This is a genomic window from Pseudomonas sp. MAFF 730105 (assembly GCF_055380705.1).
In genome coordinates this window covers 2110423-2125232 of sequence record NZ_AP018438.1, presented here as the reverse complement: position 1 = coordinate 2125232, position 14810 = coordinate 2110423, and the positions used below count along the sequence as shown (strand labels likewise).

General features: G+C 62.2%; 10 protein-coding genes. 5 read left to right on the top strand and 5 right to left on the bottom strand.

The genetic code is table 11. The features are described 5' to 3' along the window. Positions 1 to 104: 104 nt before the first annotated feature. The 3 genes from zipA to PCOSP_RS09490 all read right to left on the bottom strand — a co-directional run bounded on the left by zipA (position 105) and on the right by PCOSP_RS09490 (position 5326). The gene (zipA, locus tag PCOSP_RS09500; RefSeq protein ID WP_139648885.1) at positions 105 to 947 is read right to left on the bottom strand and encodes a cell division protein ZipA; all 843 of its coding nucleotides are present in this window, start codon (positions 945 to 947) and stop codon (positions 105 to 107) included. A 228-nt stretch (positions 948 to 1175) separates the two neighbouring features. Next, on the bottom strand, positions 1176 to 4664 hold the full coding sequence (gene smc / locus PCOSP_RS09495) for a chromosome segregation protein SMC (RefSeq protein WP_464710920.1): 3489 nt from the start codon (positions 4662 to 4664) through the stop codon (positions 1176 to 1178). A 2-nt stretch (positions 4665 to 4666) separates the two neighbouring features. Next, on the bottom strand, positions 4667 to 5326 hold the full coding sequence (locus tag PCOSP_RS09490) for a GntR family transcriptional regulator (RefSeq protein ID WP_175362932.1): 660 nt from the start codon (positions 5324 to 5326) through the stop codon (positions 4667 to 4669). 346 nt (positions 5327 to 5672) lie between these two features. On the opposite strand from PCOSP_RS09490, the gene xdhA reads away from it, so the two are divergent. The 4 genes from xdhA (at position 5673) to guaD (ending at position 11854) form a co-directional block, all read left to right on the top strand. Continuing rightward, entirely contained in the window at positions 5673 to 7127 is a 1455-nt protein-coding gene (gene xdhA, locus PCOSP_RS09485) for a xanthine dehydrogenase small subunit (RefSeq protein ID WP_139648889.1), read from the top strand. Then, positions 7120 to 9516 carry a xanthine dehydrogenase molybdopterin binding subunit gene (xdhB, locus tag PCOSP_RS09480; protein WP_464710919.1) on the top strand — a complete coding sequence of 799 codons (2397 nt, stop codon included), beginning with the start codon at positions 7120 to 7122 and terminating at the stop codon, positions 9514 to 9516. Before xdhA ends, xdhB begins: the two co-directional genes overlap by 8 nt. A 182-nt stretch (positions 9517 to 9698) precedes the next feature. Continuing rightward, positions 9699 to 10541 (top strand): xanthine dehydrogenase accessory protein XdhC, encoded by an 843-nt coding sequence (gene xdhC, locus PCOSP_RS09475; protein WP_464710917.1) that lies wholly within the window; start codon positions 9699 to 9701, stop codon positions 10539 to 10541. A gap of 8 nt (positions 10542 to 10549) precedes the next feature. After that, positions 10550 to 11854 carry a guanine deaminase gene (gene guaD, locus PCOSP_RS09470; RefSeq protein WP_464710915.1) on the top strand — a complete coding sequence of 435 codons (1305 nt, stop codon included), beginning with the start codon at positions 10550 to 10552 and terminating at the stop codon, positions 11852 to 11854. Between the two features lie 114 nt (positions 11855 to 11968). Here the strand turns inward: guaD and PCOSP_RS09465 are convergent, their stop codons facing one another. Further along, on the bottom strand, positions 11969 to 12733 hold the full coding sequence (locus PCOSP_RS09465) for a GntR family transcriptional regulator (RefSeq protein ID WP_041021647.1): 765 nt from the start codon (positions 12731 to 12733) through the stop codon (positions 11969 to 11971). 332 nt (positions 12734 to 13065) lie between these two features. Here PCOSP_RS09465 and PCOSP_RS09460 point away from each other — a divergent pair, with 332 nt between their 5' ends. Further along, on the top strand, positions 13066 to 14256 hold the full coding sequence (locus PCOSP_RS09460; protein WP_139648897.1) for a benzoate/H(+) symporter BenE family transporter: 1191 nt from the start codon (positions 13066 to 13068) through the stop codon (positions 14254 to 14256). Between the two features lie 147 nt (positions 14257 to 14403). Here the strand turns inward: PCOSP_RS09460 and PCOSP_RS09455 are convergent, their stop codons facing one another. Continuing rightward, entirely contained in the window at positions 14404 to 14748 is a 345-nt protein-coding gene (locus tag PCOSP_RS09455; protein ID WP_024776763.1) for a YggL family protein, read from the bottom strand. Positions 14749 to 14810 lie beyond the last annotated feature (62 nt).

The window sequence follows — 14810 nt, the reverse complement described above, 5'->3', positions numbered from 1 at the left end:
TCTGTGGCAACACAACATTTTGAGGGCTGCTTGGCAGCCCAGCGGGGATAAATCCCCTCGCCACAAAAGCGGTTTGCCACAAGCGGCTACCAGAGGCGCTCTGATCAGCGCTTCTGGGTCAATGCCCGACGTTCAAACTCGACGATACGCTGGCGGTAGTGCTCGATGGTCTGGGCGGTCAGCACGCTGCGCTGGTCATCCTTCAATTCGCCATTGAGTTCCTGGGACAACTTGCGAGCCGCCGCCACCATCACGTCAAAGGCCTGTTTGGGATGACGCGGGCCCGGCAGACCGAGGAAGAAACTCACCGCCGGCGTGCTGAAATGATCGATGTCGTCCAGATCGAACACCCCTGGCTTGACGGCGTTGGCCATGGAGAACAGCACCTCACCGTTGCCAGCCATGCTTTCGTGACGATGGAAAATGTCCATCTCGCCGAAACGCAGGCCGCTTTCCAGGATGTTCTGCAACAACGCCGGGCCCTTGAAGCCGGCCGGATCGCGGCAGATCACGCTGATCACCAGGACTTCTTCAGCCTGGGCCTGATCCTTGTCGCTGCTCGACGCCTTGCTCTCTTCCGGGAAGTCGTCGCGACTGCTGAAGCTCGGGCCGCCATCCAGGTCCAGGTTGAGGTTCAGGTCACCCTGGGACGGTTCGTTGTTGCGCTTGCCACGTTTGGAACCCGATTCACGGGGCTCGCGCACCGGCGCGCTCATCGACGGCAGGTCATGCTCGTCCAGTTGCGGCTCCTTGTGGGTGTCCAGCACCCGGGGCGGGCCCAGCAGCTCGGCATTGTCATCCTCGTCCGGCAGGTTCGACAGGCTGCGATCAAGGCGGAACTTGAGTTTCCCCTTGCCACCGCGCATGCGGCGCCAGCCGTCGAAAAGAATACCGGCAATGACAATGATGCCGATGACGATCAGCCACTCGCGCAGACCGATTTCCATGTAATCCCGTGCCTCTATAAAAATGCTGAAAAATAAGGGGCTTAGCTATTTGCAAACCGCTTTAAAACGTGGCGCCAACTCTATGTTCTGAATGGCGTTTTGCCCACGCACACGAAAAATTGACATTAAACTAGCATGACCAACAGCTTGAAGCTACATAACAGCAGCTACAAGCTACAGCTGAGCTGCATCGCTTGCAGCTCGCCACTTTAAGCTCGCCGCTCGCCGCTAGGCATCCACCATCGCCATGGCCTCCTCGACATCCACCGCCACCAGCCGCGAACAGCCCGGTTCGTGCATCGTCACGCCCATCAGTTGATCGGCCATTTCCATGGCGATCTTGTTGTGGGTGATGTAGATGAACTGCACCGTTTCAGACATTTCCTTTACCAGGCGCGCATAACGGCCCACGTTAGCGTCGTCCAGCGGTGCATCGACTTCGTCGAGCATGCAGAACGGCGCCGGATTCAACTTGAAGATGGCAAATACCAGGGCCAACGCGGTCAGCGCCTTTTCACCACCGGAGAGCAAATGAATGGTGCTGTTCTTCTTCCCGGGAGGACGCGCCATGATCGTCACCCCTGTATCGAGTAGATCTTCGCCCGTCAGTTCCAAGTAAGCGCTGCCACCACCGAAAACTTTTGGGAAAAGCGCCTGCAAACCGCCATTGATCTGATCAAAGGTATCCTTGAAACGGTTGCGGGTTTCCTTGTCGATCTTGCGAATGACGTTTTCCAGGGTTTCCAGCGCTTCCACCAGGTCAGCATCCTGGGCATCCAGGTAGCGCTTGCGCTCGGACTGCTGTTCGTATTCGTCGATGGCCGCCAGGTTGATCGCGCCCAGGCGCTGGATCCGCGCAGCAATGCGCTCCAGCTCCTCCTCGGCGTCTTTCTCGTTAGCCCCGGCCACCAGGGTCGCGAGCACGCCGTTGAGGTCGTAGCCGTCCTCCAGCAGTTGATCCTGCAAGGCCTTGCGGCGTACGGTCAGGGCCTGCCATTCCAGGCGTTGCTGTTCCATCTGGCCGCGAATCAGCTGGGATTGCTGCTCGGCCTGGCTACGGCGCTTCTCGGCATCGCGCAGCTCACGGTCGGCGTCCTCCAGGGCGATCTGAGCGGTCTTGAGCTCTTCATCGACACTCATCCGCTTGTCGAGCAGCTCCTCGAGTTTGAGGCGCAACTCTTCCAGCGGCGCCTCGCCCTCTTCCAGGTTCAGGCTCAACTGTTCGCGTTTTTCGGTCAGGCGTTCGGACTGCATTTCCAAACGCTCGAGAGCCTGGCGCGTGGAATCGTACTGCGCCTTGAGCGAGCCCAGGCGCACCGCCAACTGATGGGCATGATCCTTGTGCTGACGCGCTTCCTGGCGCACCCGGTCGAGGCGTTCGCGCAAGCTGTCGCGCTGGGCCAGCAACAGCTCACGCTGCTCGGTGTCCAGCGCCATGGCATCAAGGGCCTCCTGCAGTTGCAGACGCGCCTCGCCGACCTGCTCGTGCTCCAGCGCCCGTTGCTCGCCCAGCTCGGCAATTTCTTCTTCCAGACGAGTACGACGCAAGGCCAACTGCTCGGCCTTGGCCTTGCCGGCCGACAGCTGTGCTTTGAGTTCGCCCTGCTGGCGCGCCTCATCCTGCAGCAGCCGGCGCAGGTGTTCGCGGCCGTTTTCCTGTTGACGCTGCTGCGCCCGCAGATTCTGCAATTCGGTTTCCAGGGCTTCGACACTGGCTTCGCGCTCATCGCGCTCGGCGCCCAGACGCTGGATCTCCTGGCCCCGGGCGAGCATGCCGCTCTCGGCTTCGCTGGCCCGGCGCACCCGCAGGAAATGCCGGCCGACCCAATAGCCGTCGCGACTGATCAGGCTCTCGCCCGCCGCCAGTTGCCCGCGCAGCGCCAGGGCCTGTTCGAGGTTTTCCACCGGCCTGACCTGCCCGAGCCAGGGCGACAGATCGACCTTGGCCTCGACTTTGTCCAGCAGGCTGCCCGGCATCCGCACGCCGTCACCGGCCGGGCTGAGCAGGCGCAGGTCGCCCTGGGTGAAACCCGAGAGGTCGAAGCCCACGAAATCGTCCACCAGCACCGCTTGCAGATCGGCGCCCAGCACGGTTTCCACCGCCAGTTCCCAACCGGCGTCGACCTTCAGTCCTTCGGCCAGCCGCGGGCGCTCGGCCAGATGCTGGTCGCGCAGCCATTCGGCGGTGCCGGTGCCCGGGTCCAGCGCCGCTTGCTGCAAGGCTTCCAGCGACGCCAGACGACCGTTGAGTCGTTGCAGCTCGCCCTGGGTCTGCTGCTGATTCTGAAGGGCCAGTTGCAAGGCCTGGCGCAGTTGTTCGAGCCGTTCGACCTGGGCGTCTTCGCTGGCCTGCAAATCTTCCAGGGTGGCTTCGCTGGCAGCCAGTTGCTCGCTCAGGTCGAGGATCGCCGCGTCTTCCGGGTCCGCCGCGAGCAAGGCGCGCTCCTCGGCCAGGCGGCGCTGGCGCTCGGCCAGGCGTTCCATGCTGGTTTCCAACTGCTGGATGCGCGACTGCTGGACCTCGGCCTGACGCCGCGGTTCGGCAGAAGTCAGGTTGAATCGGTCCCACTGCTCTTGCCAGCCATGCATGGTCAACTCGGCTTCTTCCAGAGCCGCGGCGGCTTCTTCGGCAGCGGCGCTGGTGATCTCCTGCTCTGGCGTGAGCCGGTCCAGTTCTTCACCGAGGGTCAGCAGCAAGGTACGGTCGTGCCCCAGGTGAGACTCGGTCTCCAGGCGCGCGCGCTCGGCCTCTTTCAAGTCGTCCTGTAACTGGCGCAACCGTTGCTGGCCATGCTGGATGCTCTGCTCGACCCTGGCGATGTCGCCACCGACCGAATAGAAGCGCCCTTGCACCAGGTTGAAGCGCTCGGACAGTTCGTGGTGCCCATCACGCAGGCGCTCGATGGCCGCATCGGCATTGCGCTGTTCGGCCACCAGCGCTTCGAAACTGACCTCCTGGTTGCCAATGATCGCTTCGCGCTGGCCGACCTGTTCATTCAACGCCTGCCAGCGCAGGGCCGAGAGCTGGGCCTTGAGCTGGCGCTCCTCGCCCTTGTATTCCTGGTATTTGCGCGCGGCCTCGGACTGGCGGTGCAGGCGTTCGAGCTGACGATCGAGTTCTTCGCGCAGGTCGGTCAGGCGAGCCAGGTTTTCGTGGGTGCGACGGATTCGGTTCTCCGTCTCGCGCCGGCGCTCCTTGTACTTGGAGATACCGGCAGCCTCTTCGATGAAGTTGCGCAGATCTTCGGGCTTGGCCTCGATCAGCTTGGAGATCATGCCCTGCTCGATGATCGAGTAGCTGCGCGGCCCCAGGCCGGTGCCGAGAAAGATGTCGGTGATGTCGCGACGCCGGCACTTGGCACCGTTGAGGAAGTAGCTGTTCTGGCTGTCGCGGGTCACCTTGCGGCGGATGGAGATTTCCGCATAGGCCGCGTATTCGCCGATCAAGGTGCCGTCGGAGTTATCGAACACCAGCTCGATGCTCGCCTGGCTGACCGGCTTGCGGCTGGTGGAGCCGTTGAAGATGACGTCGGTCATCGACTCGCCGCGCAGGTTCTTGGCCGAACTCTCGCCCATCACCCAGCGCACGGCGTCGATGATGTTCGACTTGCCGCAACCGTTGGGTCCCACCACCGCCGCCATGTTGCTGGGGAAGTTCACCGTGGTCGGGTCGACGAAGGACTTGAACCCCGCCAGCTTGATGCACTTGAGGCGCACGTTCAGGCCTTCGTCAGGGCGGCAACCACCAGATCGCAACTACGCTGACAGTAAGCCATCAGCACAATGCGAATCTGCGGCAGATCACGGGCCAGCACCGCGACGAGCAGGCGCTGGAACAGATCGAGGAATTCGCTCATTTCGGCCTTGCGCTGTTCCAGGGCCAGGAAATAGGCGCGGCTCATGGCCGGTTGCAGGTTCTCGACGGTTTCCTGCAAGTACGGGTTATTGGCAAATGGATAGGCCGCGCGCATCACGCTGAAGCTCTCGTCGACGAACATGCGGATGTCCTGGCGCTCGAAGGCCTCCTTGAGGCGCTGCTGGATCTGCAGGAACGGCGCCATGTCGGCCGAATCCCGCCAACCATGGGCAACGGCGTTGCCCAGCAGGATGTACAGCTCGCTCATCAGCGTACAGAGGCTACGCACCTTATGTTCGGTAAGTTCGGTAACGTGAGCACCACGGCGCGGCAGGATCGCAATCAGATGGCGTCGCTCCAGGATCAGCAGGGCCTCGCGGACCGAGCCGCGGCTGACGTTGAGCGCCAGCGTGACCTTTTGCTCCTGGATGCGCTCTCCTGGCTTCATTTCACCGCGGATGATGCGTTCGGCGAGATGATGGGCGATTTGCTCGGCGAGGCTGTCCGGGGCCTTGAACGTCATGGTTGTCCTTCAAACTCTTCGATCTGCACAAGCGGCGCAGTGTAGCGCACTCGATACGTCATGGCGCAGGGCCTGTACCGGGTTTTTGGCACGATTCAAGCAAAAAGGTTCTGTGGGAGCCGAGCTTGCTCGCGATGGCGGCATGCCAGCCTCCATCCCTGTTGAATGTGCCACCGCCATCGCGAGCAAGCTCGGCTCCCACAAGGTTCTACAGTGTCTATAGAACGTTGCTCATCGACAAACCGAATTTTCCTGACCTTTAAGTCAGAAAAACGTTGACCGAAAAGTCAGACCTGCTAAATTCGGCCTACGTCGATACAACAATAATGAATCTGCGAGGCCTTCCGTGATCCAGTTTTTACTCAACCAGGAACTCCGTAGCGAGCACACCCTGGACCCGAACCTGACCGTGCTCAACTATCTGCGCGAGCATGTCGGTAAATCCGGCACCAAAGAAGGTTGTGCCAGCGGCGACTGCGGTGCCTGCACCGTCGTGGTGGGCGAATTGGACACAGACGAAAGCGGCCGCTCGCGCATTCGTTATCGCAGCCTCAACGCATGCCTGACCTTCGTCTCGTCCCTGCACGGCAAGCAACTGATCAGCGTCGAAGACCTCAAGCACCAGGGCCAGTTGCACAGCGTCCAACAGGCGATGGTCGATTGCCACGGCTCGCAATGCGGCTTCTGCACACCGGGCTTCGTCATGTCGCTGTTCGCCCTGCAAAAAAACAGCGATCAACCTGATCCCCATAAGGCCCATGAAGCGCTGGCCGGCAATCTGTGTCGCTGCACCGGCTACCGGCCGATCCTGGCTGCCGCCGACCAGGCCTGCTGCGGCAAGCAACCCGATCAGTTCGACGCCCGCGAGGCCGAGACCATTGCCCGTCTCGAAGCGATCGCGCCCAAGGAAACCGGCGAGCTCAACTGTGGCGACAAACGCTGCCTGGTGCCGTTGACGGTGGCCGACCTGGCCGATCTCTACGACGCCTATCCCCAGGCGCGCCTGCTGGCCGGCGGCACCGACCTGGCCCTGGAAGTCACCCAGTTCCACCGCACCCTGCCGGTAATGATCTACGTGGGTAACGTCGCAGAGCTCAAACGCATCGAGCGTTTCGACGACCGCCTGGAAATCGGCGCCGCTGCCGCGCTGTCCGATTGCTACGAAGCCCTGAAAGCCGAATACCCGGACTTCGGTGAGCTGCTGCAACGCTTCGCCTCGCTGCAGATCCGCAACCAGGGCACCTTGGGCGGCAACATCGGCAACGCCTCGCCCATCGGTGATTCGCCGCCGTTGCTGATCGCCCTTGGCGCGCAGATTGTGTTGTGCAAGGGTCAGGTCCGTCGCACCCTGGCGTTGGAGGATTACTTCATCGAATACCGGGTCACCGCCCGCCAGGAAAGCGAATTCATCGAGAAGATCATCGTGCCCCGGGCCAGCGCCGAGCAGGCGTTCCGCGCCTACAAGGTGTCCAAGCGCCTGGACGATGACATCTCCGCGGTCTGCGCGGCGTTCAATCTGCGCATCGACAACGGCGTGGTCCGCGATGCCCGCGTGGCCTTCGGTGGCATGGCCGCCATCCCCAAGCGTGCCAAGCATTGTGAAGCCGCGCTGATCGATGCGCCGTGGAACGACAGTACCCTCGAACGCGCCTGCGCCGCCCTGGCCGAAGACTTCACGCCTTTGTCGGACTTTCGCGCCAGCAAGGAATACCGCCTGCTCAGCGCTCGCAACCTGCTGCGCAAATACTTCATCGAACTGCAAACGCCGCACATCGAGACTCGGGTGACCGCTTATGTCTAACCATCACGTCGTAGAGAAGACCCAAGCCGAACTGGCCGAGCTGTTTGCCCGCGACCTGAGTACCGGCGTCGGTCGCAGCGTCAAGCACGACAGCGCCGCCAAGCATGTGACCGGTGACGCGCAGTACATCGATGACCGTCTCGAATTCCCGAACCAACTGCACGTTTACGCGCGCCTGTCGGACCGCGCCCACGCCCGGATCCTGCGCGTCGACACCACGCCGTGCTACGCCTTTGAAGGTGTGCGCATCGCCATTACCCACGCCGACATCCCCGGCCTCAAGGACATCGGCCCGTTGCTACCCGGCGACCCGCTGCTGGCGATTGACGATGTGCAGTTCGTTGGCCAACCGGTGCTGGCCGTCGCCGCCAAGGACCTGGAAACCGCGCGCAAGGCGGCGATGGCCGCGATCATCGAATATGAAGACCTGGAACCGGTGCTCGACGTGGTCGAAGCCCTGCGCAAACGGCATTTCGTGCTCGACAGCCACACCCACCAACGCGGCGATTCAGCCACCGCACTGGCGAGTGCCGAACATCGCATACAGGGCTCGCTGCACATCGGCGGCCAGGAGCACTTTTACCTGGAGACCCAGATTTCATCGGTGATGCCCACCGAAGACGGCGGCATGCTCGTTTACTGTTCCACCCAGAACCCCACCGAGGTGCAGAAACTGGTGGCCGAAGTGCTGGGCGTGTCGATGAACAAGGTCGTGGTGGACATGCGCCGCATGGGCGGTGGCTTTGGCGGCAAGGAAACCCAGGCCGCCAGTCCGGCCTGCCTGTGCGCGGTGATCGCGCACCTCACGGGCCAGCCGACCAAGATGCGCCTGCCCCGGGTCGAAGACATGCTGATGACCGGCAAGCGTCACCCTTTCTACATCGAATACGACGTGGGCTTCGACAGCCGCGGGCGCCTGCACGGGATCGCCCTGGAACTGGCCGGCAACTGCGGCTGCTCACCGGACCTGTCGGCGTCGATTGTCGACCGGGCGATGTTCCATGCCGACAACGCCTACTACCTGGGCGATGCGACCATCAACGGCCACCGCTGCAAGACCAATACCGCATCGAACACCGCTTACCGTGGCTTCGGCGGCCCGCAAGGGATGGTGGCCATCGAAGAAGTCATGGACGCCATCGCCCGGCACCTGGGGCTCGATCCGCTGGCGGTGCGCAAGGCCAACTATTACGGCAAGACCGAGCGCAACGTCACTCACTACTACCAGACCGTCGAGCACAACATGCTCGAGGAGATGACCGCCGAGCTGGAAGAAAGCAGCCAGTACGCCGAGCGGCGCGAAGCGATCCGTCGCTACAACGCAGGCAGCCCGATCCTGAAAAAGGGCCTGGCACTGACGCCGGTCAAGTTCGGCATCTCGTTCACCGCCAGTTTCCTCAACCAGGCGGGTGCCTTGATCCACATCTACACCGACGGCAGCATCCACCTGAACCATGGCGGCACCGAAATGGGCCAAGGCCTGAACACCAAGGTCGCGCAGGTCGTGGCCGAAGTTTTCCAGGTGGAAATGGACCGGGTACAGATCACCGCGACCAACACCGACAAAGTGCCGAACACCTCCCCCACCGCGGCCTCCAGCGGCGCCGACCTGAACGGCAAAGCCGCGCAGAATGCCGCCGAAATCATCAAGCGGCGCCTGGTGGAGTTTGCCGCGCGACAGTACAAGGTCAGTGAAGAAGACGTGGAATTCCACAACGGCCATGTGCGGGTCCGCGATCACATCCTGACCTTCGAGGCACTGGTGCAACAGGCGTATTTCGCCCAGGTCTCGCTGTCGAGCACCGGGTTCTACAAGACCCCGAAAATCTACTACGACCGCAGCCAGGCCCGTGGCCGGCCGTTCTACTACTACGCCTATGGTGCAGCGTGCGCCGAGGTGATCGTCGATACCCTCACCGGTGAATACAAGATGCTGCGCACCGACATCCTCCACGACGTCGGCGCCTCGTTGAACCCGGCCATCGACACCGGCCAGGTCGAGGGCGGCTTCATCCAGGGCATGGGCTGGCTGACCATGGAAGAACTGGTGTGGAACGACAAGGGCAAGCTGATGACCAACGGCCCGGCCAGCTACAAGATCCCGGCCGTAGCCGATATGCCGCTGGACCTGCGGGTCAGGCTGGTAGAGAACCGCAAGAACCCCGAAGACACGGTGTTCCATTCCAAGGCCGTGGGCGAGCCGCCGTTCATGCTCGGCATCGCCGCGTGGTGTGCGATCAAGGACGCCGTGGCGAGCCTGGGAGATTACCGGCACCAGCCGAAAATCGACGCGCCGGCGACACCGGAGCGGGTGCTGTGGGGCTGTGAGCAGATGCGCGGGTTGAAGGTGAAGGCGGTAGCGCCTGAAACCGAGATGGCTTCGCTCTAGACCGCAGCGCGGCTATCGCGAGCAGGCTCGCTCCCACAGTGGGTCAGTGTTCATAAATCCCTGTGGGAGCGAGCCTGCTCGCGATGAGGCCGCAACAGACAACAAAGAACTTTGAAAGCGGACGCAGAGCGTCCAGAGATGCTTTCCCACGCAGAGCGTGGGAACGATCAATCGAGGTGAACATGTACAACTGGATCAGCGCCCTCGCCGACCTGCAAACCCGCGGTGAACCCTGCGTGCTGGTGACGATCATCGAGGAACTCGGCTCGACCCCGCGCAACGCCGGTTCGAAGATGGTCATCAGCGCCAGCCAGACGTTCGACACCATTGGTGGCGGGCACCTGGAATACAAGGCCATGGAGATCGCCCGGCAAATGCTCGCCAACGGCCAGCAGGGCACGCATCTGGAGCGTTTCAGCCTTGGCGCCAGCCTGGGCCAGTGCTGCGGCGGCGTCACCGTGCTGCTGTTCGAACCCATGGGTCAGGTGCAGGCGCAGATCGCCGTGTTCGGCGCCGGACATGTCGGCCGGGCCCTGGTGCCGCTGTTGGCGAGCCTGCCTTGTCGGGTGCGCTGGATCGACTCGCGGGAAGCCGAGTTCCCTGAACAATTGCCCCATGGCGTACAGAAAATCGTCAGCGAAGAGCCGCTGGACGAGGTCGATGAATTGCCCGCCGGCAGCTACTGCATCGTCATGACCCACAACCATCAGCTCGATCTGGAGCTTAGCGCGGCGATCCTCAAGCGCAACGACTTCGCCTACTTCGGCCTGATCGGCTCGAAGACCAAGCGGGTCAAGTTCGAACACCGCCTGCGCGATCGCGGTTTCGACAGCGGCACCTTGCAACGCATGCGTTGCCCGATGGGCATTGGCGAAGTCAAAGGCAAGCTGCCTGTGGAAATCGCCATCTCCATCGCCGGTGAAATCATCGCCACCTATAACGCGAATTTCGGCCAGCACACTGCCCGCGCCGAACCCATTGCCAAGCTGCTGCCGGCCTCGCGTCGCAGCCAAGCCAAATCCTGAGATTCCTCATGCCTACAACACGCAAAGCCTACCGCGCCGCCCTGCTCCACAGCCTCGCCGACCCGGCCGAAGTCGGCCTCGAAGCCTCTTATGAATATTTCGAGGATGGCCTGCTGGTGGTGGAAAACGGCCAGATCAGCGCCCTTGGCCACGCCCATGACCTGCTGCCGAGCCTGGCGGCGGACATCGAAATCGCCCATTACCCGGACGCGTTGATCACCCCCGGCTTCGTCGACACCCACATCCATCTGCCGCAGACCGGCATGGTGGGCGCCTACGGCGAACAACTGCTGGACTGGCTCAACACCTACACCTTCCCCTGTGAACGCCAGTTCGCCGACCCGGCCCACGCCGAAGCCGTGGCCGACATCTTCATCAAGGAGCTGCTGCGCAACGGCACCACCACAGCCCTGGTGTTCGGCAGTGTGCACCCACAATCGGTGAATGCCTTTTTTGAAGCGGCCGAGAAGCTCGACCTGCGGATGATCGCCGGTAAAGTGATGATGGACCGCAACGCCCCGGACTACCTGACCGACACCGCCGAATCCAGCTACACCGAGAGCAAGGCGCTGATCGAGCGCTGGCACGGCAAGGGCCGCCTGCACTACGCCGTGACCCCGCGCTTCGCCCCCACCAGCACGCCAGAGCAGTTGGCGCTGGCCGGTCAGTTGCTGGAGGAATACCCGGACCTGTACATGCAGACCCACATCAGTGAAAACCTGCAGGAAGTGCAATGGGTCAAGGCGCTGTTTCCCGAGCGCAAGGGCTATCTGGATGTCTACGATCACTACCGGTTGCTCGGCGAGCGTTCGGTGTTCGCCCACGGCGTGCATCTGTGCGACGACGAATGTGCGCGCCTGGCCGAAACCGGCTCGGCCATCGCATTCTGTCCGACCTCCAACCTGTTCCTGGGCAGCGGCCTGTTCAACCTGCCAATGGCCGAGAAGCACAAGGTCAACGTGGGGTTGGGCACGGATGTCGGCGGCGGCACCAGTTTCTCGCTGCTGCAGACCCTGAACGAAGCCTACAAGGTGATGCAATTGCAGGGCGCGCGGCTGAGCCCGTTCAAATCGCTGTACCTGGCCACCCTCGGCGGCGCCCGGGCCTTGCGCCTGGAAGACCGCATCGGCACCTTGCAGCCGGGCAGCGATGCGGACTTCCTGGTGCTGGACTACAACGCTACGCCGCTGTTGAGCTATCGCCTGAAGCAGGCCCGCGACATTGCCGAGACATTGTTCGTGTTGATGACGCTGGGGGATGACCGAACGGTGGCGCAGACCTATGCAGCGGGGCGGTTGGTGCATCAACGGTAGGGATCGTTCCCACGCTCTGCGTGGGAATGCCTCAACGGACGCTCCGCGTTCGGCTTTTGGGACGCAGAGCGTCCCAGGCTGCGTTCCCACGCAGAGCGTGGGAACGAGATGAGGTCAGAGCTTGGCCGTCGACCGTCCAGGCTTCTTGCTCTGCAACAGGTGCGAAAACACCGCGTGCAGATCGTCCGAAGCCCCCTCTTCGTCGAGGTTGAGCTTGCTGTCGATGTGATCCATGTGATGCATCATCAGGTCCACCGCCAGGGTGGCATCGCGGGCTTCGATGGCATCGATCAGTTGGGTGTGTTCATCGTAGGAACAGTGGGACCGGTTGCCACTTTCGTACTGGGCGATGATCAATGAAGTCTGGGACACCAGGCTGCGCTGGAAGCTGATCAGCGGGGCATTTTTCGCCGCTTCGGCCAGTTTGAGATGGAACTCACCTGACAAGCGGATGCCGGCACCACGGTCGCCACGGGAAAAACTGTCCCGTTCGTCGCTGACCATCTGCCGCAATTCGGCAAGTTGCTCGGCGGTAGCGTGCTGCACCGCCAGCTCGGTGATCGCCCGTTCCACCAGGCGCCGGGCCATGAACACCTGGCGAGCCTCTTCGACACTCGGGCTGGCAACGACCGCGCCGCGGTTAGGCCGCAGCAACACCACGCCTTCATGGGCCAGGCGCGACAGCGCACGACGGATGATGGTGCGGCTGACCCCGAAAATCTCCCCCAGTGCCTCTTCACTCAGCTTTGTGCCGGGCGCCAGGCGTTGTTCGAGGATGGCCTCGAAGATATGCGCATAGACGATATCGTCCTGGGTTCCGCTGCGGCCGGCTTTACCTGCTCGCGGTTGTTTCTTGAGGGGCTGCAACTGTTCGTTCATGGGCACTCGGGTCGGAAAAACTGCGGCGAATTGACCGTGACTGTAATACGGCGCAGCGGGTCGCTGGCAAGTATCGCGTAAAAAACACGGCGATTGTACACAACCTCTGATGGCAACACGACTGTATGGCTGTTTGTGGGCTTGGCTGTATTGCAATTGACCACTGGGTTGAGTTTAGGCTTAAACCCTCAATCTGTGACACCTATGACAACTGTGGGAGCATGGCTTGCCCGCGATGAAGCTGACGCGCCGAGCCTTGAAACCCAGGCACCGTCATCGCGGGCAAGCCTTGCTCCCACAGGTACATAATCTATCCAAGGACCCCGCCCACCATGACCGAAGTCACGACTGCGCCACTTCGCCCAATCGCCGACACCTCGCCCTCAGCCATCGTCGCCGGGTTCATCGCCATGATGACCGGCTACACCAGCTCCCTGGTACTGATGTTCCAGGCCGGCCAGGCGGCGGGGCTGACCAGCGGGCAGATTTCGTCGTGGATCTGGGCGATCTCCATTGGCATGGCGGTATGTTCCATCGGCCTGTCGTTGCGTTACCGAACACCGGTCACCATCGCCTGGTCGACGCCAGGCGCGGCGTTGCTGATCACCAGCCTGGGTGGCGTGAGCTATGGCGAAGCCATAGGTGCCTACATCACCTGCGCGGTACTGGTGACGATCTGCGGCCTGACCGGCAGCTTCGAACGCCTGGTCAAGCGTATTCCGGCGTCGCTGGCGGCAGCGTTGCTGGCAGGCATCCTGTTCAAGATCGGCAGCGAGATTTTCGTCGCCGCCCAGCATCGCACCGGCCTGGTGCTGGGCATGTTCTTCACCTACCTGATCGTCAAGCGCCTGTCGCCTCGCTACGCGGTGCTGGCGGCGCTGTTGATCGGCACCACGCTGTCAGGCCTGATGGGTCTGCTGGACTTCAGCGGTTTTGCCCTTGAGGTCGCGACACCGGTCTGGACCACGCCGCACTTTTCCCTGGCGGCCACCATCAGCATCGGCATTCCGCTGTTCGTGGTGGCGATGACCTCCCAGAATATGCCCGGCATCGCCGTGCTCCGGGCCGACGGCTATCACGTACCGGCCTCCCCCCTGATCACCAGCACCGGCATCGCCTCGCTGCTACTGGCGCCGTTCGGCTCCCATGGCATCAACCTGGCGGCCATCAGCGCCGCCATCTGCACCGGGCCCCATGCCCACGAAGACCATAACAAGCGCTACACCGCAGCGGTCTGGTGCGGGATCTTCTACGGGATCGCCGGGGTGTTCGGCGCCACACTGGCGGCGTTGTTCGCGGCGCTGCCCAAGGAACTTGTGCTGTCCATCGCGGCACTGGCGCTGTTCGGATCGATCATCAATGGCTTGAGCATCGCCATGAGCGAAGCCAGGGAACGGGAAGCGGCGCTGATCACCTTCATGGTCACGGCGTCGGGGTTGACACTGTTTTCCGTCGGTTCGGCGTTCTGGGGGATTGTGGCGGGGGTGCTGACCTTGCTGATTCTTAATTGGCGTAAAGCCTAAGGCTTCGCGAGCAGGCTCGCTCCCACAGGGAAACGCGATCCAATTGTGGGAGCGAGCCTGCTCGCGATAGCGGCCTGAAGATCAACCAAAAACCCAATCGCCAGGCACAAAAAAACCGGCGCCCTATCGGGCCGCCGGTTCAGGACATCACGCCTTGGCGTTGATCGGCATGTCCGGGTGCCACACGTCGATCAGCGGGCTGACCGTCATGTTGGTCAGTTCGCTGCGGCCCTTGAGCCAGGCTTCAACGGCAGCACGTTGTTCTTCGGAAACCGAGCCGCGTTTCTGCAGGCAAACCAGACCGTAGTCGTCGCCGCCGACATAGCCCAGGCCATTGGCTTCCATGGCTTCTTTCAGGAAAGCGTCGAGGAAAGCGTCAATCGCCTCATCGTCCAGATCTTCTTTGAGATCCAGGTTCAGTTCGAAACCCAGCTCCTGAAATTCATCCACACACAGCTTTTTGCGCAGACGCCGGGAACGGTTAGTCGCCATTGGAACAATCCTCATAAGTAATAACGGCCGGCACTTTACCAGTTTGGTGCAACGATTGCCCG